Origin of the sequence: Paenibacillus macerans, from assembly GCF_050565405.1 — a bacterium.
GTDB lineage: Bacteria > Bacillota > Bacilli > Paenibacillales > Paenibacillaceae > Fontibacillus > Fontibacillus macerans_B.
Genome location: NZ_JBNYYG010000067.1, coordinates 14,684 through 30,528, shown reverse-complemented (window position 1 = coordinate 30,528; position 15,845 = coordinate 14,684). Strand labels below are relative to the sequence as shown.

Genomic DNA, 15,845 nt, shown 5'->3' with positions numbered 1-15,845 from the left:
GTTCAAAAAGTCATTTTTCGATCACGATGCTATTCCAGAAGAGGACTCGACATCGAATCTTGAATTCAGCCGGGCCAAGCGGAGGGTGCCGCCTGCTGCCGGCCGCGCGTCCTGCGCGGCTGCCGGCGGCACGCCTGTGGCCGGGGCCGGCCGCTCACGCTCCGGCCCGTACGCCTGAAGCAGCCGGAGCTGTCGCTCGGCCGCCCCGGCAAACGGGCTCGCGCCAACTCGCGCCAAGGTCAATCGCAGCGCCCCTCCATGCAGGGGCTGCTCCCGGCCCGGCGGTATAACACGCTCTCCGGTAGTTCCCGGGCTTGCCTGAAACGCCGCTGCCTTCAGCGTCTCCTTCAGCCCAAAGGTGGACGCTGCCGGACTTTCCGGCGTTTCCCCGGTTTTCCCGGCTTCGGCTCGGGACGCCTGCAGCGCTGCCGAGCCCGGCTCCCCGCTCCCTGTTTCCCCTTGCGGCTGCCATGCCGGCAACGCCGGAACCGTCAGCACCGTGCTTCCGGAAGAAGTTCTTAACTCCCTAACCCGCTCGCGGAAACGCTCCGGATGCCGGACGCTGCCGGACGTTATGCCTTCAGCTGACCGCTCCGCAGCAACATTGATCGTATGGATATAGGAAGTTTGATAAATGGAACCGTATACCCCGGAATGATTGATCTGCGTATTCAGCAGACGATTTACCGTTAGCAGCCGGATATGGGTTGCCGCAGGTACTTGTTGAATGATAGAGGTATGAATAGGATGATGCCGGATCAGGGTCCGCGTCCGGGCGTTTATGACCGGAGGGCCTTCGGCAGCGGCAGGTTCGGCGAACAGCTCGGGATATCTCCGCAGGATCAGCGCCTTGAACTGGCGCTGCCATCTGGATATGCCGTATTTGCCCAGAATCGACTGGACGAAATCCGGCACAGCGGTTGTCCTAGGCGGATGCTGCGGCCGGATGAGCGGTTTCATCGCTATCTGTACCTGTACAGCCCGTTATGGGTGAGCACCAGGCTCTCCACCGCCACCGCGGAGCTGTTTGCGCTGAAGGCCGGGCCTTCCCATTTGATCGGGCAGGCCTCGATGAAGTTCCACCAGACCTTCGGCGCGCCGGAATGGTCGAGCAGGCAGATGGACCCGCTGCGCCGTTTGACGACGCCGTTGATGACGCTCTGATACCAGTTCCACAGGAAGTCGTCGCTGGTGACGCCGTTCTTCAGCGTGATATCGGAATACTTCGTTTGATTCAGGAAAACAAACTCCTTATGGTTCTCCCCGCCGAACGTTTTCCGCTCCACCTGGGTTTCAATGCTGAGACCCGATACGTCGGAGAATCCCGCGACGGAGATCCCTTCGATCTCCACGACGAAATTAAAAGCCAGGTACGGGTCCTCCCGGTAACCGGGCACCCAGTTGCGCTTTGCCTGGATATTCAAAATATTTGGACTCATGATATCCTCCTAAGCCTCAAAGAAGTCCTTCTGCTCTTCCCCTCCGCTCAGCTTCCGGTTGATCCGGCTGACCTCGTTGCACCAGCGGTCCCGCTCGGCGTGCTCCAGGTTCAGAACGGTCGCATAATCCCAGTGCAGATAGTAGGCTAGAAAGGCTACCTCCTCATAGAGGCGGTCAAGGGGGTAGCCGATTATTCCCCCAGGGTCTCCAGTTCGACCTCAAACGGCTGCTCGCATTTCGGACATTTCGCCTGCACCGTATTACTGCCGCTTTGGTTGATCCGGTTGTACATTTCCTGCAGATAGGCAAAATCGGAGGTATACAGCTCCTCAATCACCCGCGGCGTTATCATGCCGAGGCCCCCGAGGCTGACCACGACTCTGGAGAGCAGGATCACGGTCAGATAGGCCGGATTCTGCTGGACCCGGGCATCCCGGAGCGGCGCGATTTCGTCCGCGGCGGTCGCCAGACGCATGGTTCCCTGCTTATGCAGCGTTCCCGCTTCGTCCACATACCCTTTGGGAAGGGTGAAACTGAATTCCGTCTGCAAAATATCCATGGTTTCCCTCGCTTTTCCTCAATCTTAGGGTTAATGGTCGTTTCATACAGGCCTTACGATCACGGACGCCGGCAGCTTGAATCTGATAACTCATACCGTCCTTTCGTATGATTTGGCGTATGGTATCAGAGTTCATGCCTTCCGGGCGAGTCCGGATTATTTCACGCGGCGGACCCCTTCATGGACAAGCTCGAGGGACTCGACGGAAACCTCATTGCCTTTCGCGCTGAGCGCGCTGACGTCGTATTTAACCGGCCAGGCTTCGAGCACGTCCCATTGCGCCTTGTCGTTGCCTTCCTCGTCCACCAGGATGATCGACAAGCTCTTGCGGTTATTGAGCGCGCCTTTATCCTCGATGGATTTGCGCCAGTTGTACAGCTCGAGGGAGTCGGTAAGCCCTTTTTTCAGCGTGATGTTGCCGAATTTGGTCAGGCCGGACAGCTTGCGCGCATGCGGGGCGTCAATGCCCTCGCGGTAGTCGACCGCCTCGGTGGAGGTGTCCGGAATCGTCGCGTCGGCGAACGCCGCGGTTTGAATGCCGTCGATGACGACTCGGAAGCGGTAATTGCGGTACGGATCCATTCTTTTACCGGTTGCCATAGGATAATTCTCCTCTCATCTTTCTCTTATTTGGACAGCGTCTTCTGGCTGACCCGGATCACCACGAATTCGGCAGGCTTAACCGGCGCCACGCCAACCTCGATGATCAGCTGGCCCGCATCGCGGGTGGCCGGCGGATTGTTCTCCTCGTCGACCTTGACGAAGAAGGCTTCCTCCTGGGTTGAACCGTACAGCGCGCCGTCTCTCCAGACACGGGTCAGGAAGGCGGTCAGGTTGCGTTTCACTTTGCCCCACAGGCTCGGATCGTTTGGCTCGAACACGACCCACTGGCTGCCTTCTTCAAGCGACTCCTCGATGTACATCATCAAGCGGCGTACGTTGACGTAGTTCCATTCGGCATCCGAAGACAGCGTTCTGGCACCCCATATACAGATGCCTTCCGGCAGGGAGCGGATGACGTTGACGCCGTCCGGGTTAAGCAACTCCTGCTCGGCTTTGGTGATGATTTTCTCGATGCCGACAACGGTATCCAGATAACCGTCCACCGTACCGGCCGGCGCTTTGTGCACGCCGCGCATGGAATCCACATAGGCATACGTGCCGGCGATGGCGCCCGATGGCGGCACCAGCTTTTGCTTGCCCGTAAGCGGATCGTTGATGTAGACCCACGGATAATAAAGCGCGCCATATGAGGTGTTAAACGAATTTCCGGAGTAATTGCCCGCGCCTTCCTTGAAGTCCTTGACCTGGGTAGGCGTCAGCCCGTGCGGCGGATCGACGAGGAAGATACAGTCCTTGCGCAGCTTGCAGTAATTGAGCATATCCAGTATCGTTCCCCGGCTGTACGGCATATCCGCAAGATCCGGCACCGCCACGATATTGATGCCATCGATGGTGTCGAAGGCATGGATACCGTCGCGCTCCACTTCATCGCCCAGGAAATCGATTGGCGACATTCCGTTCACGCCTCCGGAGAGGGACAGGGCGGCCGTGTTGAACGCCGGGGTTTTTTCCATATTTTCGAGAATGGTCAGATCGATCAGCGGCTTCACTTTCACAAAGGCGGAGACCTCGTTGATCTTCTCCTCGAAGTTGATCAGCAGCATGTTGTCGAACACCTCGACGATTTTGCCTTCCTCTTCTTCTCCGGTATATTCGTCATTGAAGTCGGCGGCCTCCACGTACTGCACGGTGACCTTGAAGCCGAACTGCTGCTTGTTGGAGGATGGACCCACCTTGACGGAGATCCGGTTGCCCCATTCTCCTTCGGAGCGGGCATAAACCTTGAACAGGTCGGCATTGTCGGTGTCGCGGATCGTCAGCGCCGCAGGCTGAATGTCGGTAGGCGCCGCCCGCACCACGTAGCAAGAAGTCCCCCCTTCCGCAAAAAAGTTATAAACGGCATACGCCAGGTACCCGTTCGGAATGAATTGGCCGAATTCGCTGACGAACTGGCTCCAGTTGGTGATCAGCACGGCTTTGCCGATGACCCCTTTTTCCGCAATCCCTACAAAAGCCCCCACCGACGTTCCCACGCCGGCAATCGGTTTGACGCCGCTGGAGACCTCTTCCACATACACGCCTGGCGATAAATAGTTCGGCATCTCTTACCCTCCTAAAAGTTTGTGAGCGTTACTGCTTGGACTGCTTCGTGCAAAACTCGCTCCGGAAGCATAATCCAAGTTTTGTGAGCGTTCCCGCTCGGTACTGCCCGTGGAAAACCGTTTCGAAAACATCTATTCTTTTCCATAGATCACTCCTTTCAAGGAAGGATTCTGGGCCGCAGCCGGTTATATCAAATGAATTCCCAGATCGCGTGTTTCTACCCGCGGAATGATGAGCGTCTGGTCTGCCGGCAGTCTCACCGGAGATACCAGATAGGACAGGCTCACCTTGGCCGCCTTGCCTGGAAAAACCTCCCACAGCTGCTTGATATCCTGGATGGTGAGGTTGTTGTAGGAGATCCGGATTTTCTCGTTGCCGCATGCCGCAAGGTTGCCGCTGAGATCGGCGCCGCTGAGCACCGGATGCTCATGAAACAGCTGAAAAATCCGCCCCAGAATCAGTTGCTCCGTCTCCCTGTCATTGGCATAAGGGGTCATCAGATAATACAAATCGAGATAGGCGGGCGGATAATAAAACTCGTTTGTGCCCGTGATCTCTTCCTTCTCGCTGTTACGCATGCTCGGGCTGTGGCTTAAGTAATACAAACACATGGAAAGCCTCATCGTGGAACTGTCGATATCGCTTGGGGAGCCGAAGCTGATGTAGCTGTCATCGTTCAGCTCCGGGACATTTGCCTTCAGCAGCGCCTTCAGGCTGTTGCTGACGTCTCTGATTACCGTACCGGTATCCACCGCCATTGTTCAGTTCACCTCAATCAGTTCGTGATAAGGAGCGTAGTCGGAGGGCAGGAAGGTTTTGCCCAGCTTGAGAATTTCCCGTCTTGCCGCCTGCATGATCTGCTTCATCCCGATCGGACAGCCCTCATGCGCCGCATAAAACGCCGCGTTCAGTGCAATGTTCTTGATGTTCCCCCCGGCCAGCACAAGCTTCTCCGCCATAAAGCCGTAGTCCATATCGCTGGCCAGCGGCGCGCCGGACGGGAACATGCCGCGCCAGATCAGCTCGCGCTGCGGCTTCTCCGGGAACGGGAATTCCACCTTGAAATGCAGCCTGCGAGCAAACGCGTCGTCAAGGTTCTGGTTGAGGTTCGTCGCCAGGATCACGATGCCCGTATACTCCTCCATCTTCTGCAGCAGGTAGCTGATCTCCACGTTCGCATAGCGGTCATGCGCGTCCTTGACCTCGGAGCGCTTGCCGAACAAGGCATCCGCTTCATCAAAAAACAAAATCGCGTTCGACGTCTCCGCCTCATCGAAGATCCGGGCCAGGTTCTTCTCCGTCTCCCCGATATATTTGCTCACCAACTGCGAGACGTCGATTTTGTAAAGCTCCAGGTTCAGCTCGCTGGCGATCACCTCCGCCGACATCGTTTTCCCCGAGCCCGGCGGGCCGGAAAAAAGAATGTTCAGCCCCCGGCCCAGCGATAGCCGCCCGGCAAAGCCCCATTCCCCGTACACCAGCGAGCGGTACTTGACCTGGTTGCAAATCTCGCGCAGCTGGCCCAGCTGCTCGCCCGGCAGCACCAGCATGTCCCAGGTGTATATCGCCTTGACTTTGGTGGCGAGCGTCTGAATTTTGCGGCTCGACTGGTAGTGGCTGGCCTGATACAGCTCCCGCTTGCCGATCTCCGTCTCCGCAGCGCCGTTCCAGACCGCCAGATTCTCGCTTCCCTGAAGCGCCGCCCGGATCTGGCCCGGCGTAAAACGGAAGCTGCCGCTGAGATCCGTCAGGTTCACCTCGCGGGACAGCCGGTAATCCGGAGCGAACGCCTCCCATACCGCTTTACGGTCCGCCGCATCCGGGAACGGAAAATCGACCTGCACGAAGTTAAGCCGACTGCCCGTCATGCTCATTCCCCACTGCCCTTCGCCCAGTATGAATGCGAGCGGCGCATGCTCCTCCAGCATCTCGACTAGCAGCCGGAGCTTCAGCCTGTGGCGGTCGTCCTCGGCGGCAAACCCGTCGAAGCCGGTGAAGCAAAGCGCGGCATCATCGAGCAGCGCGTGCCGGCCAAGCAACCGGAGCAGCTCGACGTAATCCCCATCGGGCTGCAGCAGCTTGTCCATATCGACGATGAGCAGCGAGGTGCCCAGCGCAGCGCATACCGACTCGATGCACGTGAGCTTCTCCGCCTCATCCGGCCCGCAGCAGTAAAGCAGCGTCTGGGTCCTCCCGTTACCGTTGGAACGGTAATGGTGAATGAAGCGGAGCATGTTATCGCGCAGATTGCTCGTGGGGTGCAGCAACAGATTCGAGTGCAGGGCAGCTGGCTGTTGTTGGCTTGGCGATGTGCGCGGCTGACTTGGTGTCGTTACGTCAAGCAGCCTTGCGACACTTCCCAGCCGTGCATCCAGCGTCTCAAGCCCCAGCAGCGTATTCACCGCCCAATCTTCAAGCTTCAGCGGCCGGGCAATCAGCGGTGTGCGGCTATCGCCGTACTCCCCCTTGCGTTCCAGCAGGAACCGCATTAGCGGCGCATCGATGTCGAACATCCTGCGGGCTTCGATTCGCTCTTCCTCACTTGCAGTAAACAGCTGCAGGATCAAATCAACCGTTGGCGCCTTGGCAGACGGATCGTTCTGCATAAAGGCATAGACCCGCTCATACTTCCGGTCCACCTCAGGAGCGAGGCAGGCGATCAGGCAGCCTGCTTCTAGGTGGTTCAGGTTAAGTACGGATACCATTTGCGGCAGGGCAAAACGGATGCTCATCCGGCGGCTGGCCTCGAGCCTGGAGGCGATGTGGTGTTCAAGCTCAGGAATGTTTACAATACTCTCTAGCGCTCGCTCAGCTGCTCCTTCTGCCTCTTCCAGCCATACTGCTTCGTCATCCAGTAGCCCGCTTATTTCCTCTCGCATCAATGCCGGTTCTGGATACGCATCTGAATCGTAAAGTGGCGTCTCTGCCACCAGACTCTGCTTCAAGCGAAGCTCCAGCAGCTGCAATTCGTCCTGCACATACTCATAATCGGAAGCATAGGGAGTATCATCTGACGGATCAGCGGCAAGGCTTTTAACTCTTTTTACATCATTTTTTTTGAATATCATCGCTTGTTTATGTCCTTCACTCTTTATTTTCTTGTTCATATATAAGTAAATTTTGAGTTGGAGGATACAACTATGGAGTGGAAATGCTTGCACATTTATAAAGAAAAGGACAGCTTGGTTATAACCACCAAACTGTCCTTATTAACAACTCATAAAGGGAATTTTAAACACTTTTGAGGTATTTTTTTAAGATATTAGAAAGTATAAACTTCGAAGGGCGACATCCTGATATCACAAGAAAAACTAGCTCTAAACGAGGTCTGTATTCTTTCGAAGATCAACACACGCTGCCCGGACGCTTTGCATGATTATCCCCTTTGATCAGATAGCCGAGAAATGGACAGGAGCTTGACTCACTCCGGGCTCCTGGGCCCCTGAACGAGAGGGATAATCGTGCAAAGGTAGCATGAGGGGCACCAGGGCACGAACCCTTTAAGGGGTTGCACGGTTAGTACAGGAAACAGGGAAGAATAGATGTATTATTGCCGTTATTTGAAACTTAAGCCGGAAATCGGCGCTGATGAAATCCTCTTAATTATTACTGTAACGTGAAATCCAACCGTCTTCTGTGTATAATTCTCCAGCAAGTCCATCACTTGCTTCTCTAATGTTTATACGAACACTATTGTCTAGTTCAACTATTACATCAATATTTTTTTCTTCTTCTAGCGACCATAGAAGGTGGTGCAAAGTAGTATCTACAATTTTTGGAAATAAGTTTTCTATAAACGTTCGTTGTTCCAGGGTGAATGATTGTAAAAGAACCTGAAATATTTCCTGCGACTCTGTATCTTTCATTTTCCCCTTCGATTTTCTCTCCCAACTATCAATAGCTTCATATCTCACTTTCTTAATTAAATACTCTCCAAACATATCTAATGCAACTTTTTCATCCATAAGTTTTAGCTCCTCTATTAATACCTCTACCGCAATTCGCGTATGTTCTGTTAAAGAGTTCTCTTTGTTTATTCGTCATCTTCTGATGGTCAAGGCCATTCTCCTTCATAAAATCTTGGCTTATACTAAGTCCCTTTTTTGGACGTAATCAATACTATCTTTAAATGCCGATTTTGCATGAATATGATGTCCTTTTGCTACCCCATATTCTCCTGTTCCCCTATAGGTCGTCTACTTCTTCAATCGTACCATCAGCAAGCAGCACCCAAGGATTTACTTCGCCGTAAAGACGAATGTGTTTACCTTTACGCTCCAGCTTAAACTTTTTGAACTTAAACTTCCCAAGAATGCGGCCGATCAGGCCTTGGAGTTTTTTGACCCCCTTCATGCCGAGCTCCATCGCCAGCTCCACCAGTCCCATGGCCATGGCTGTAGCCAAGGCGATCGCAGCCGAATCGGTTTTCCAATTATAACCATTATATCTTGCGCTCGAACGTTATCTTCTTGAACTTAAACTTCCCAAGAATGCGGCCGATCAGGTCTTGGAGTTTTTTGACCCCCTTCATGAAGCCTTTTTTCAGGCTCTTGATCACGATTTTACCGTTACGTAAGATCATGCTGCCGCTCTTGGAAGCCAGGGTTGCGCCTGATTTCAGAAGACTCTTAAGCCCCTTGGCTCCGGCGCCTACTGCCTTCTTTACACCTTTGGCTGCTGCGCCGACGCCTTTCTTAACTACGGTTCCCGCTTTCTTGAGCCCTTTGCCAAGCCCCTTCATGCCGAGCTCCATCGCCAGCTCCACCAGTCCCATGGCCATGGCTGTAGCCAAGGCGATCGCAGCCGGTTCAATCATCTTTTGCCAGCCCTTGCTCAGGTAGGTGCCGATATGGGTGGCGGCTTGAGCCAGCGTCTCCATGACCGACACGATCGCCTGGGCTTGCATAGCGACCGTAATCAGGTTCATGATAGCCGGAAGTGCCGCGGTGATCGCGCCGCCGGTCACGATTTCGAGAACGATGACCGTGGCCAGCGCTAACAAAATCCCTCCCAGGAGCTGTAATCCGTGGGCTTTCATCCAGTTTATTACATATGTTTTGATCTGGTCAAACACCATTTTGGCATTGTTCGCGCGCAGGGACACTCCTTCGGCAACTTTCTGCCCCAGGCTTCTTCGGTGTAACAATCGTTACTTGAAGAAAAAAATAGGCCACCGTATTCAAAATGTATACGGTGGCCTATTTTTAAATTGGGTTGTCAGGATATTCCAGAAGATACTAATCTATTATTTCTTTATGCTTATCAATTGTGGGAAGTTCATTTAAATACTTGTATTTCCAGATGATCATTTGATTATTAAAAGTATAGTTGGTGTCAAACCAATTAGTATAATCAAAATGAACTTTTTATTTCCAGTATTCTCTAAACTCAAAGTAAAGGAATACCACAAATCCTGCTCATATTCTGCAAATACACTCTTCATCTCTTCAGCAAGAGATAGTAATTTTCTTTTACCTGAATCAAATTCTGTTTCATTTATTTCATAGTTCATTGGAATTTTAAGGCTATACTCAAATTTCACAGGATCAGATATAGGGCTGTAAAAAAAAATATGTTCCACCGCCAGATTCCGAAACTTGAGCATAGAAATAAAACTTATTCCATTCTACTGGAATCATATTATCAACCGTTTCAGCAATTTCTTTGTATAGGGCATTTAACTTTTCTTCCAATTAAATACTTCACCCTCTACTTCATAAAATATAGTCTTTTCATTATTGCCTTCAAAATAGCTTCCCTAACTCTTAAAAAACTTGAGGTACTTAGCATTTACCGGACTATCAAAGCATCTGCCCTCTGATTTTCTATTTGCAATCCTAAAGAACTCTCTGGCTGCCTCGAAATCACCTACTTCATATGCTGATTTTCCGGATATCAACTCCTTATCTCCAGAATCTATACGGTCAAATCCAGTTAAGAATATTCTATCTGCCCATTCCTTTGCTTTTAGATAATCATTCATCATAAAGTAAGTAGAAATGATGTCCTTCACCAAATGGTAACTCTCCTCACTGTATATCCCCTTTGGCTCGGGTATTAAGTTCCAAGCTTCTTCTAATAATGAAATTGATTCACCGTTATTGCCTTTATTAAATTCTTCGTTGCTTTTATTTATCAAAATTTCGAATTTTTCCTTTACAGGTGACGGTAGATTAGCCATGTTTTCCTCCTTAAATTAAATCATTTATTAAGGCAAAATATTTATCATTTTCATCATGAAAAATTTTATAGCCCTCTAACATATACGCTCTTAACAGATATTCTTTAGCCTTATCCATTTCACCGCATTCGAATAAACTTTCACCAAGCCTCAATAAAATAAAAGGATTAGTGTTTCCATCTGGACAATTTAATGCACTATAAAAATTGTGTTTTGCCATTTCATAATCACAAACATAGAAATACGTATCGCCAATTGCTGTATAGATCCAGGTGCTTGTATCCCAATTACTTTTAGGCAGAGGGACCAAGTCAAGGGCTAATGTGTAGCTTTTAATTGCTTGTACATACTGTTTTTCTTCGGAAAAAGCATTGCCTTTATTGCACAACTCTGCAATCTGATCATACATTGAATCATCAATTTCCAATATACAATGCCTCCCTTTAATCTTTTAATGGCGGTAAATAGCGTTCCCGCTGCCCTAGCTTCGCGCCTTCAGAACGATTGAGACTAAAATGGTCAAGTACATAATTGTCTGATTTATTCATCCATTCTCTCACCTCAGGTGATTTTGCACCATAATTTCTACCAGTGTTATTCCACCACGTAACCGCATCGTGAACGTGAGCCATATCTGCCTGCTCAATAGGATACCAGCCTCCATTCGACGCCATGAATTCCATTTGACCGTCGCGAGTTGTACGAATTTTCGGTGGATTTTCATTTCTCATTCTTTCTATTACTTCTTTACCGGTTTTCGAGTTTTTTCCAGGGGTAGCGCCAACATACTCCAGACGTTTTGAGAGACCGGCTGGTTCAGGTAATCCTACTTCTTTGTTACTAGCGTATCCTCCCTCAGGACGATGCCATCTTTCATTTGAGTCTTGGAAGTACCCTTCATTAACATTTCCTGTGTCTTTAACGCCTTCGCTGCTACCCTTAGCTTGTGCTTTACGCTCTTTAGCCCCAAGCTTCGCGATTTCATCGTCAGCTTTATCGCTGACTTCATCAACATCTTTGATTGGCAATTTGGCTATTAGCTTCTTCGGATTAAACTCGCCGAAGATGAAAATATAGTTTTTCCTGCGCTCGAACGTTATCTTCTTGAACTTAAACTTCCCAAGAATTCGGCCGATCAGGTCTTGGAGTTTTTCAACCCCCTTCATGAAGCCTTTTTGCAGGCTCTTGATCACGATTTTACCGTTACGCAAGATCATGCTGCCGCTCTTGGAGGCCAGGGTTGCGCCTGATTTCAGAAGACTCTTCAGCCCTTTGGCTCCGGCGCCTACTGCCTTCTTTACGCCTTTGGCTGCTGCGCCGACGCCTTTCTTAACCGCGGTTCCCGCTTTCTTGAGCCCTTTGCCAAGCCCCTTCATGCCGAGCTCCATCGCCAGCTCCACCAGTCCCATGGCCATGGCTGTAGCCAAGGCGATCGCGGCCGGTTCAATCATCTTCTGCCAGCCCTGGCTCAGATAGGTGCCGATATGGGTGGCGGCTTGAGCCAGCGTCTCCATGACCGACTTGATCGCCTGGGCTTGCATGGCGATCGTAATCAGGTTCATGATGGCCGGAAGTGCGGCGGTGATCGCGCCGCCGGTAACGATTTCGAGAACGATGACCGTGGCCAGCGCTGCCAAAATCCCTCCCAAGAGCTGTAATCCGTGGGCTTTCATCCAGTTTATTACATATGTTTTGATCTGGTCAAACACCATTTTGGCATTGTTCGCGCGCAGGGACGCTCCTTCGGCAACTTTCTGCCCCAGGCTTTGCTCCTGCTTGCCCGTGTCGAATTCCTTCATGATACTTTCTGTCGTCACCGGATCGCTGCTACCCGGCATTTCCTTCGTTTCGCCGTCCTTAAGATTCAACTCTTCAACCAGTTCAGGCTCCATTTCGCCTTCCTCGACCGATTCGATCTCGATGTCGTTGTCGCTGAGTTTAAGCTCCTCTTCCGGCTGCTGCCCGGCCTCGGAGGATTCTTCCGCTTCGCCTTCGGCAGCTTGTGCGCCAAGCGGCTTGGAGATGTCCACGCCAAGCAGGTATTCCCACATTTTGCCCTCCAGATGGCTGAAAGAGCGTTTGGCCGCTGTGCCGAGCGCACCAATGCGTTCCATGATGTCCAGGATTCCGCCGATAAGGAACGTGCCGAGGGAAGAGATCAACTTATTGTAGAAGGCTTGAACGGCGGCAAGCGCCTGATCCACCTTGGCGGCAAGGGCGTCCAGGATCTGCGCCGCTTTCGTCTTCAGCTTCTCGGCAATCGCGTTGACCGCTTTGACGGCCTTATTCACCGCGCCGTCGATCTTGTCGCAGATTTTCTTGGCTATGGCTGGGAATTTGGCCAGCAGGACCTTGACCAGTCCTTTCAGCAGCGTGCCCAAAGCTTTGATCATGCCGGTGATCAGCTTGCGTCCCAGCTCGATGATTCCGATGATGGCTTGCTTTGCTTTCTCGAAAATGAATTTAACCGCTTTTCTAAGCCCCTCGAAAATGAAGTTGACCGCCTTCTTAACGGCTGCGACAACGGCATCCAGCTTGTCCTTCACCCAGCCGAGGAAACCGCCCTTTTTCTCCTCCTTGGCTTTTTCCTCCTGCTGCTTGCCGTCGGCCTCTTTCTTGGCCTTGCCGTATTCCTTGGTCGCTTCCTGCTCCGCCTCGGACTGGCGTTTCTGCGCCTCCTGCTCCTTCTCGGTCCGTGTCTTTTCGATCTCGCCCTTCTTCTGCTGCACCGCCGATCCGGCTTGTCCGGCATACTCCGCTTCAGCCGCGTCGAGCTCGCTTCGCCACTCGCCTTTCAGCTTGTCGACTTCGCCCCTGGCGCCGGCCTGCTCGCTGAGCTGTTTGTTTCGGGCTTCGGTCTCCGCCTGACGGATTTCCGCCTGACTATCCGCCTTGGAGCTGGCTACCGCCGTATCGAACTTCGCTTTTTCCTTCCCGTACTCCGCCTGCTTGGCCCCAAGCTCCTTCTTCAGCTCCGGCGCCAGCGATTTGTTGAGACCCGTCGTCATCACGCCAGGCACTGCAAGCTGCGGCAGCGGTTTGGCTCCCGGATGCCCGCCGCCTTGCAGCGGTTTCTTGGCTTTAAGCTGACCATGATCCGGTTCAGGGAAAATATCGTTCTCGCCAAACGGCGCGTTGAGCTGTTTAAGCTCCGCCTGTTTGGCCGCCCCGGCCTGCTGCGAAGCCTCTTTGCTGAAGCCCTCCACTTGCGAAGGGTCCGCTTCGCCGGACAGGTTAACGTTAGGCCGCAGAGCCGATGCGGAGCGGATCTCGCTCATGATGGCGTCCGGATTGTCGTTTGATCCGCCGGAACGGATATCCATCCCCGGCAGATTTCCGCTTCCAGCGCCGCCGGTCCGCTCGCTCTTGAAGCTCTCGGGAGCCTTATGCGCAAGCGGCTGAAGTCCTGCTCTCGCCTTGCGGAGCTTCCCGGACAGGCCCGTCGGCGCCGGAATGACCGGCAGCGCCTGCTGCGTCTTCGCTTTCTGTTTATCCAGCGCACCTGCGGAAACGGTGACGGCCTGAGAATAGGCTTCCTTCATCTCGGTAGGCGGCACCTGTGCCAGCTGACCCAACACCTCGCCCGGCTCTTCGGCCCGGATCGTTACCTTCTTGGCCTTGGCCGGTGCTTCCTTGTCATCCGCCAGCGACCCGAGTGCATCGGCTAAGGACGGCCCTTTGCCTCCCGAACCCTCTGGCTCCGCTTTCGCTTCCTTTTTCTGCGCTTCTTTGCTGTCTTTGCCTTCTTTGGCCTCCTTGGACTCTCCTTTATCCGCTTTTGCTTCCGGCTTGCCTTCCTTAACCTCGTCATTGCCTGCTTTGCTGTTGGCCTTGGCTTCGGCTTGAGTCTGGGCCTCACCAGCCTTGGCCGCTTCTGCCTCTTTCTTCTCATCCTTAATCGATTTCGCTTCGTTTGCGGCCTTACCCGCCAGAACCGGCTCTGCCTTGAACTGCTGCCCTGCTTTCGGACCTGACTGCACGCTTGGATTAACCGCAGGCTCGTTCTTCTCCGCAGGTTGCTGTGCCGGCTGTTCCTGCTTCGCAGGCTGCGCCTCATTCGCTGCAGGCGTTTGCTGCGCCGCCGGCGAAGCAGCCCCCGCTTTCGCCGCTGGCTCCAAAGGCTGCGCCAAAAGGATCGGCGCCTCCGCAAACGTCTCGGCGGTGCCAATCTCCTTTGGCTCTTGAACGGAAGGCTGTGTTTCCGGCGCCTTTGCAGCCGCTTTGCCTTCATTCTGGCCGTTTTCCTTACCAGCGTCTTTAGCGGCTGCTGCTGGTTCATCCTTGCGGGCACCCGCCAGCCTGGATAGGAGTTGCATGGCCGCTCGTTCCCCCATGGTTTGACGAAGAACAAGCGTGTCCTGCCGGGTTAATGCGGACGGATTTTGCCGAATCCGGCGGACGATTTCCACCGGGTCCGGCTTTGGCGCCGCCGGCTGCCGCAAGGCCGTAAAGGATTCTTTATATAATTTCCCGCCGCCGGAGCCTTGCTCTTTCTCCTTGGCGTTTTCGGTTGCCTTGGTCTGCAAGCTGGGTCCCCCCCTGTAAAAAGATCGATTCTACAGATAAGTAAAATCCGCCGCTCTTTTTACAGCCGAATCCATAAATTATTTCATTAAAAATTTCTGGAACATGAAGCCCACGCCAAAAAAGCCACCCAAGGGTGGCGTAAAACAAATCTCTCTCCTACTTATTGTCTATCGGCTGCCCCGACGCCTTTCTCAGCTCATTGGCCAACCGGTGAAACTCCGCTCTTGAATCCTGGCTGCCCGCCGCCATATAAGCCGCCTGTAAAAAGGCAATTATCTTATTCGCATCCTCTTTGTTTAGCATATACTCCTCCTGACCTCCCTTGGGATTCTCCGGCGGTTGCTTGCCGGCATCCAGCGTATTCCACCAGCCTGCCTCGCCGCTGGCCTCATCCAAATCCACGTTCACGCCGTTGATCGGCTGCCCGAGACCCTTCGGGCCGTTATCATATTGGTAAATATGCAGGCCGTCTGCTTTGCGTCCTCTGCTCCATGCGTAGGTCTGCCAGAAGCCTGTGCAGGCTTTGGCGCGCTTAGCCGCTTCAATGACGGCAACGCTGCCATAAACGCCGGAGGTATAACCCTGCGCGGCTTCCCCGGCGGCTTTAATGTACTCGATCACCGTTTGCATTTGCGCGGCTGTCGCATCAAAGTCCACGGCGTAATAAATCCTGCTGCCGGCAGGTTGCCCCAGCACTTTGGCCGTCTTTGCGGCCGTGGCGCCGTCGGCTAGTCCGGCTGCGCGTCCGCCAAGCGCCCGGCTTGCCGTCGTTTCGAACACGGAAACGATCTGCAGGCCTGCAGCGCTGATGGACTCCACCTCTGCTTGCGTCAACCTTTTCCAGCCGGAAGGCACCAGGTAACGGCAGACGAATACAAACCCGTCGCCGCGAAACAACTTCGCCGTCTTCAGCGTCAACGGCGTTGCGCAGTCAAATCCTTTAATCATTTCATTGCTCTCCTTTCATGGCCA

General features: G+C 53.1%; 15 protein-coding genes and 1 pseudogene. All 16 read right to left on the bottom strand.

What is annotated here, in order from left to right:
• Positions 1–21 precede the first annotated feature (21 nt).
• The 16 genes and pseudogenes from ACQ4N8_RS24830 to ACQ4N8_RS24755 all read right to left on the bottom strand — a co-directional run bounded on the left by ACQ4N8_RS24830 (position 22) and on the right by ACQ4N8_RS24755 (position 15,821).
• Positions 22–960: a hypothetical protein gene (locus ACQ4N8_RS24830; protein ID WP_430707033.1), complete on the bottom strand. Its 939-nt coding sequence runs from the start codon at positions 958–960 to the stop codon at positions 22–24.
• Between the two features lie 2 nt (positions 961–962).
• Positions 963–1,439, bottom strand: a complete 477-nt coding sequence (locus ACQ4N8_RS24825; protein WP_430707032.1) for a phage tail protein — start codon at positions 1,437–1,439, stop codon at positions 963–965.
• Positions 1,440–1,448: 9 nt separating this feature from the next.
• Positions 1,449–1,631, bottom strand: coding sequence for a DUF6760 family protein (locus ACQ4N8_RS24820; protein ID WP_430707036.1), 183 nt, complete (start codon positions 1,629–1,631; stop codon positions 1,449–1,451).
• Positions 1,631–1,999, bottom strand: a complete 369-nt coding sequence (locus tag ACQ4N8_RS24815; RefSeq protein ID WP_430707031.1) for a hypothetical protein — start codon at positions 1,997–1,999, stop codon at positions 1,631–1,633. The genes ACQ4N8_RS24820 and ACQ4N8_RS24815 overlap by 1 nt, the downstream gene beginning before the upstream one ends.
• Positions 2,000–2,155: 156 nt before the next feature.
• Positions 2,156–2,599, bottom strand: a complete 444-nt coding sequence (locus tag ACQ4N8_RS24810) for a phage tail protein (protein ID WP_430707030.1) — start codon at positions 2,597–2,599, stop codon at positions 2,156–2,158.
• 26 nt (positions 2,600–2,625) lie between these two features.
• Positions 2,626–4,164, bottom strand: a complete 1,539-nt coding sequence (locus tag ACQ4N8_RS24805; protein ID WP_430707029.1) for a phage tail sheath family protein — start codon at positions 4,162–4,164, stop codon at positions 2,626–2,628.
• Between the two features lie 186 nt (positions 4,165–4,350).
• Positions 4,351–4,923 (bottom strand): DUF4255 domain-containing protein, encoded by a 573-nt coding sequence (locus tag ACQ4N8_RS24800; protein ID WP_430707028.1) that lies wholly within the window; start codon positions 4,921–4,923, stop codon positions 4,351–4,353.
• Between the two features lie 3 nt (positions 4,924–4,926).
• Positions 4,927–7,233: an ATP-binding protein gene (locus ACQ4N8_RS24795; RefSeq protein ID WP_430707027.1), complete on the bottom strand. Its 2,307-nt coding sequence runs from the start codon at positions 7,231–7,233 to the stop codon at positions 4,927–4,929.
• Between the two features lie 531 nt (positions 7,234–7,764).
• A complete protein-coding gene (locus ACQ4N8_RS24790) occupies positions 7,765–8,130 on the bottom strand; it encodes an epimerase (protein WP_430707026.1) in 366 nt (121 codons plus the stop codon).
• 220 nt (positions 8,131–8,350) lie between these two features.
• Positions 8,351–8,569, bottom strand: coding sequence for a hypothetical protein (locus ACQ4N8_RS24785; RefSeq protein WP_430707025.1), 219 nt, complete (start codon positions 8,567–8,569; stop codon positions 8,351–8,353).
• 37 nt (positions 8,570–8,606) lie between these two features.
• Positions 8,607–9,167: a hypothetical protein gene (locus ACQ4N8_RS24780; protein ID WP_430707024.1), complete on the bottom strand. Its 561-nt coding sequence runs from the start codon at positions 9,165–9,167 to the stop codon at positions 8,607–8,609.
• 235 nt (positions 9,168–9,402) lie between these two features.
• Positions 9,403–9,858 (bottom strand): annotated as a pseudogene (locus ACQ4N8_RS24775) (immunity protein YezG family protein).
• Positions 9,859–9,923: 65 nt separating this feature from the next.
• Positions 9,924–10,346 carry a hypothetical protein gene (locus tag ACQ4N8_RS24770; RefSeq protein WP_430707023.1) on the bottom strand — a complete coding sequence of 141 codons (423 nt, stop codon included), beginning with the start codon at positions 10,344–10,346 and terminating at the stop codon, positions 9,924–9,926.
• 10 nt (positions 10,347–10,356) lie between these two features.
• Entirely contained in the window at positions 10,357–10,755 is a 399-nt protein-coding gene (locus tag ACQ4N8_RS24765) for a tetratricopeptide repeat protein (protein ID WP_430707035.1), read from the bottom strand.
• 34 nt (positions 10,756–10,789) lie between these two features.
• Positions 10,790–14,872 (bottom strand): HNH endonuclease, encoded by a 4,083-nt coding sequence (locus ACQ4N8_RS24760; RefSeq protein WP_430707022.1) that lies wholly within the window; start codon positions 14,870–14,872, stop codon positions 10,790–10,792.
• A gap of 157 nt (positions 14,873–15,029) precedes the next feature.
• Positions 15,030–15,821, bottom strand: coding sequence for a DUF1906 domain-containing protein (locus ACQ4N8_RS24755; RefSeq protein WP_430707021.1), 792 nt, complete (start codon positions 15,819–15,821; stop codon positions 15,030–15,032).
• Between the last annotated feature and the right edge of the window lie 24 nt (positions 15,822–15,845).

Bases quoted from the DNA above. Each gene is read 5' to 3' on its own strand.
- ACQ4N8_RS24830 (WP_430707033.1), bottom strand. From the start codon at position 960: ATGAAACCGCTCATCCGGCCGCAGCATCCGCCTAGGACAACCGCTGTG.
- ACQ4N8_RS24825 (WP_430707032.1), bottom strand. From the start codon at position 1,439: ATGAGTCCAAATATTTTGAATATCCAGGCAAAGCGCAACTGGGTGCCC.
- ACQ4N8_RS24815 (WP_430707031.1), bottom strand. From the start codon at position 1,999: ATGGATATTTTGCAGACGGAATTCAGTTTCACCCTTCCCAAAGGGTAT.
- ACQ4N8_RS24810 (WP_430707030.1), bottom strand. From the start codon at position 2,599: ATGGCAACCGGTAAAAGAATGGATCCGTACCGCAATTACCGCTTCCGA.
- ACQ4N8_RS24805 (WP_430707029.1), bottom strand. From the start codon at position 4,164: ATGCCGAACTATTTATCGCCAGGCGTGTATGTGGAAGAGGTCTCCAGC.
- ACQ4N8_RS24800 (WP_430707028.1), bottom strand. From the start codon at position 4,923: ATGGCGGTGGATACCGGTACGGTAATCAGAGACGTCAGCAACAGCCTG.
- ACQ4N8_RS24795 (WP_430707027.1), bottom strand. From the start codon at position 7,233: ATGATATTCAAAAAAAATGATGTAAAAAGAGTTAAAAGCCTTGCCGCT.
- ACQ4N8_RS24790 (WP_430707026.1), bottom strand. From the start codon at position 8,130: ATGGATGAAAAAGTTGCATTAGATATGTTTGGAGAGTATTTAATTAAG.
- ACQ4N8_RS24770 (WP_430707023.1), bottom strand. From the start codon at position 10,346: ATGGCTAATCTACCGTCACCTGTAAAGGAAAAATTCGAAATTTTGATA.
- ACQ4N8_RS24765 (WP_430707035.1), bottom strand. From the start codon at position 10,755: ATGTATGATCAGATTGCAGAGTTGTGCAATAAAGGCAATGCTTTTTCC.
- ACQ4N8_RS24755 (WP_430707021.1), bottom strand. From the start codon at position 15,821: ATGATTAAAGGATTTGACTGCGCAACGCCGTTGACGCTGAAGACGGCG.